Origin of the sequence: Rhizobium sp. PP-CC-3G-465, from assembly GCF_004343445.1 — a bacterium.
Taxonomy (GTDB): domain Bacteria; phylum Pseudomonadota; class Alphaproteobacteria; order Rhizobiales; family Rhizobiaceae; genus Ferranicluibacter; species Ferranicluibacter rubi.
The window spans coordinates 1-3644 of the sequence record NZ_SLYH01000043.1 but is presented as its reverse complement, the minus strand read 5'-3'; the positions used below and the strand labels follow the sequence as shown (position 1 = coordinate 3644).

Below are 3644 nucleotides of genomic sequence, written 5' to 3'. Positions count from 1 at the left end.
GGTCGGTAGCCTCGTCCCGCTCTTCGTTCCCGCCGAATGTGCAAACTACTTCAGGGCTGCCGGATATGACCCGGATTAAACAGGACGCGCTCTAGCGCTTTCTTCGGGACCGAGCCGGCTGGTTTTCGACGACTTCATTCTATCATGTAAGCTCTTCCATGCTTTCTTAAAATGCCTGCCGAAGGATTAGGAACAGGACGAACGAAAGTGCGATCGATGCCGGCAGCGTCAGGATCCAGGCGATCAACATGTTCCGGACCGTCGCCCACTGGAGGCCGGATCCGTTCGCGGCCATCGTGCCTGCGACACCCGACGACAGGACGTGGGTCGTCGAGACGGGCAGCCCAAAATGATCGGCAGCTCCGATCGTGGCCATGGCGACGACCTCAGCCGCAGCACCCTGTCCGTATGTCAGATGCGTCTTTCCGATCTTCTCGCCGACTGTGACGACGATACGCCGCCATCCAACCATCGTCCCGAGCCCCAATGCCAGGGCAACCGCGACCTTGACCCACAAGGGGATGAACTTCGTCGCGTTGTCGACCGCCTGATGGTACGTCTTAACAGCCGCTAGATCCGGCTCGTCCATCGCCAGCAGCTTCTGCTTGTCGATCAGCTTCAGCGCCTCGCCGATGAGATAGATGTCGTTGCGTATGTTGCTGACCAGATTGGTGGGTACGGCCTCTAGCGTCGGGAATGCAGCGACCTCAGCGCTCGTGGCGTTGATGTAGTGCTGAAGAGCGGCTGTCGTTTCGTCGGACCAGGTCTTCGTCCGGACGGCTTCGCTGACGGCGGCCTTGTAGTCCGTCACAGGCGTGCCGGCCTTGACGTATTTCCCGAGCGACTGCTCGACCTGAACCGAGGCCGTCTTGTAGGCTTCGAGGTAGTTGACATCGGGCGTGCGGTTGAGGGCGAAGGCCGTGGGCACCAACCCGATGAGGATGAGCATGATCAGACCCATGCCCTTCTGCCCGTCATTGGAGCCGTGGGCGAAGCTCACCCCGGTACAGGTGAAGATCAGGAGCGCGCAGATCCACAAGGGCGGCGGCGCACTCCCAACCGGCTCGCGATAAAGCGCCTTGTTGTGCACCAGGCGCTTCATGATCAGAAGCAGCAGAGCCGACAGTCCGAAGCCGATGAGCGGCGAGATCAGAAGCGACAGGCCGATATTGGTCGCCTGCGACCAATCCACGCCGCTGGTCGCACTTCCGGCGGGTGCCAGGAACTGGTTAGCTAGGCCAACACCGATGATGGAGCCGACGAGCGTGTGGGAGCTCGATGAGGGAAGGCCGAGATACCATGTGCCGAGGTTCCAGATGATGGCTGCGATCAAGAGCGCAAAAACCATGGCGAGACCCGAACCGGAACCGACCTGCAGGATGAGCTCGACAGGCAGCAGGGCGACGATGCCGAAGGCAACAGCGCCGCTCGAGAAGAGAACGCCGAGGAAGTTGAAGAACCCCGACCAGACGACGGCGATTTCCGCCGGCATCGAACGGGTATAGATGACCGTGGCCACCGCATTGGCCGTATCGTGAAAGCCGTTCACGAACTCGAAGCCGAGCGCGATCATCAGTGCCACTCCTAGCAGGATCCACGGAACGGACGTGGCGTTGGTCAGGTCCTGGCCGAGCGCATAGGCGACATAACCAAGTCCGCCCACGATGAGAACGCCGAACACGGGAAGGAACCAGCGACCCATCGATCTTTTGTCGAGAGGATGATCCTGTTCGGAGGAAGATCCATGAAGTGCGGAGAGCTCGGCCATCACAATTTCCTGATTGAACTTTCATCCCCTATTCCGGCATCGTGAACCTCTCGTGACAGCCGGATGCGATTCCCCGCGTGTAAGATCCGCGCTTCATCCGACTGTCACCACTGCTTCACAGACGCTCGCTATTCGCCTCTTGCGATCATCACGGATGCGTGAAGCGGAAGCTTCCGCCGCGGCGACGTCAACGGAAACGGGGCATCTCTTCTCATGAATATCATGCGTTTTCTCATCGCCAGCGCTGCGGCCTTGGCAAGCGGTGGGTCGGTCCATGCTGCCGATGCGATCGTAGCAGCCGATCCGGAAGCCTTGAGCTACGTTCGCGTCTGCGATGCATTCGGCAAGGGCTACTTCTATATCCCCGGCACGGAAACCTGTCTCAAGGTGGGCGGATATCTTCGATCCGACTCGCTCTTCGGCGAAAGCCCCTATACGGGCATCAACGACGGCTGGGTTCCTCTTACCCGTGCAACCCTGCGCTTCGATGCCGTCTCCGACACGGAATACGGCGAACTCCACGGCTTCATGGAGCACCGCTATCAGGTGGTGAATGGCACTCAGACCTTCACGTTGATCAGCAGCTACATAGAGCTCGGTGGCTTCCGCGCAGGCTTTTCCGACTCCCGCTTCGACAAATGGCTGGATTCGGCTGGGAACATCGTGAACGACGACGTTGTCGACTTCTCTCCGCCGCGCACCAACCAGATCAGCTATGTCTTCAAGGCCGGAAACGGCATCAGCCTTCTGGTTGGGGCAGAAGAAGGCAACGGCTCATACAAGACCAACTATGCCCCAATCCCGACCGTTCCCTACGACGAAGGCGACTGGCCGCACCCTCTTGTCGGTGCCAAGATCAAGCAGGACTGGGGCGGCTTCACCATCATCGGCGGCTATGATGCACATGCCGAAACCTTTGCCGGCAAGGCACGCCTCGATCTTGTTCTCAACAAGACCTTTTCAGTCTTTGCGATGGGTGGCTACCAGTCTGACTGGGGCAACTCGGATGGGCCTGGCGATTCGCGTCGCCGTAATTTCTTTGCGTCCTGGAATGGCCAATATGCCGCTTGGGGTGGCTTTACAGCCAAGATCACGAAGAAGGCCTCGCTGAACACACAGGTTGCTTATGAAGAAGACGGCACGTTCGCCGGCGCGGTGAACGTAAAATTCGCCGTTGTTGACGGGCTGAGCCTTCAGCCGGAGTTGAACTACACCAAGTTCAGCGGCAGCCGCGGCGACGAACGCGCCTTTGGCGGGACGGTCCGCTTGCAACGTGACTTTTGAGGTATTCTGACCGCACCGATGCCGAGAGATCGACATCAGTGCGGTCGTCCGCCAGAATTTTCACTTCACGGGGTACGCAGTAGGAACCTCACGCTCGGATGCTTTCAGGCAATGAGACCGGCAGGACTGACGTCCGCCGCCAGCTTCTTGCGGGACTTCTTTAAAAGCGCGGGCTCAGCCTTCGCGGGCGCTTCCTCCTCATCGTCTGTGTCGATACCCAGACTGTCGAGACGATGCCTGATGGCCAACGCGTAGATGACATCGAGCACGTTCTTGTCCGTGACATCCGGATCCGTCAGGGCCAGCAACGCGGCCCGAACGATCTTCTTGCTCGAGGTCTTCGGCACCTGCTTGGCGACATAGTCATAGAGCTGCTGGCCGCTGAGGCCATCCGTCGCTCCGTCGACTAGGCCGTGGTAGATCTTCTTATGCTTCTCGCTCATTGCGTTCGCTCCAACGACCGTCCAACATCGGCACGGTTCATGATAATGGGATCATGGTCGAGTAGCTATGCCATTCGGCTTCGCCCTCACAGATCCGGGCGGGCGGATTTCCCGCACCCGGCTCTTCCCGAGAGTAACCCGCGTCATCT

3 protein-coding genes are annotated in these 3644 nt (G+C 59.4%); 1 reads left to right on the top strand and 2 read right to left on the bottom strand.

Features of this window, described 5'->3' with window-relative positions:
- Positions 1 to 166 precede the first annotated feature (166 nt).
- On the bottom strand, positions 167 to 1702 hold the full coding sequence (locus tag C8J33_RS26610; RefSeq protein ID WP_422039199.1) for an inorganic phosphate transporter: 1536 nt from the start codon (positions 1700 to 1702) through the stop codon (positions 167 to 169).
- A gap of 279 nt (positions 1703 to 1981) precedes the next feature.
- On the opposite strand from C8J33_RS26610, the gene C8J33_RS26605 reads away from it, so the two are divergent.
- Positions 1982 to 3052 (top strand): porin, encoded by a 1071-nt coding sequence (locus C8J33_RS26605; RefSeq protein ID WP_132665917.1) that lies wholly within the window; start codon positions 1982 to 1984, stop codon positions 3050 to 3052.
- A 104-nt stretch (positions 3053 to 3156) separates the two neighbouring features.
- Here C8J33_RS26605 and C8J33_RS26600 read toward each other — a convergent pair whose 3' ends face one another.
- Positions 3157 to 3495: a hypothetical protein gene (locus tag C8J33_RS26600; protein ID WP_110803282.1), complete on the bottom strand. Its 339-nt coding sequence runs from the start codon at positions 3493 to 3495 to the stop codon at positions 3157 to 3159.
- Positions 3496 to 3644 lie beyond the last annotated feature (149 nt).

Excerpts from the sequence above, each read along its gene's own strand:
- C8J33_RS26610 (WP_422039199.1), bottom strand. The coding sequence starts at position 1,702 with ATGGGTCGCTGGTTCCTTCCCGTGTTCGGCGTTCTCATCGTGGGCGGA.
- C8J33_RS26605 (WP_132665917.1), top strand. The coding sequence starts at position 1,982 with ATGAATATCATGCGTTTTCTCATCGCCAGCGCTGCGGCCTTGGCAAGC.
- C8J33_RS26600 (WP_110803282.1), bottom strand. The coding sequence starts at position 3,495 with ATGAGCGAGAAGCATAAGAAGATCTACCACGGCCTAGTCGACGGAGCG.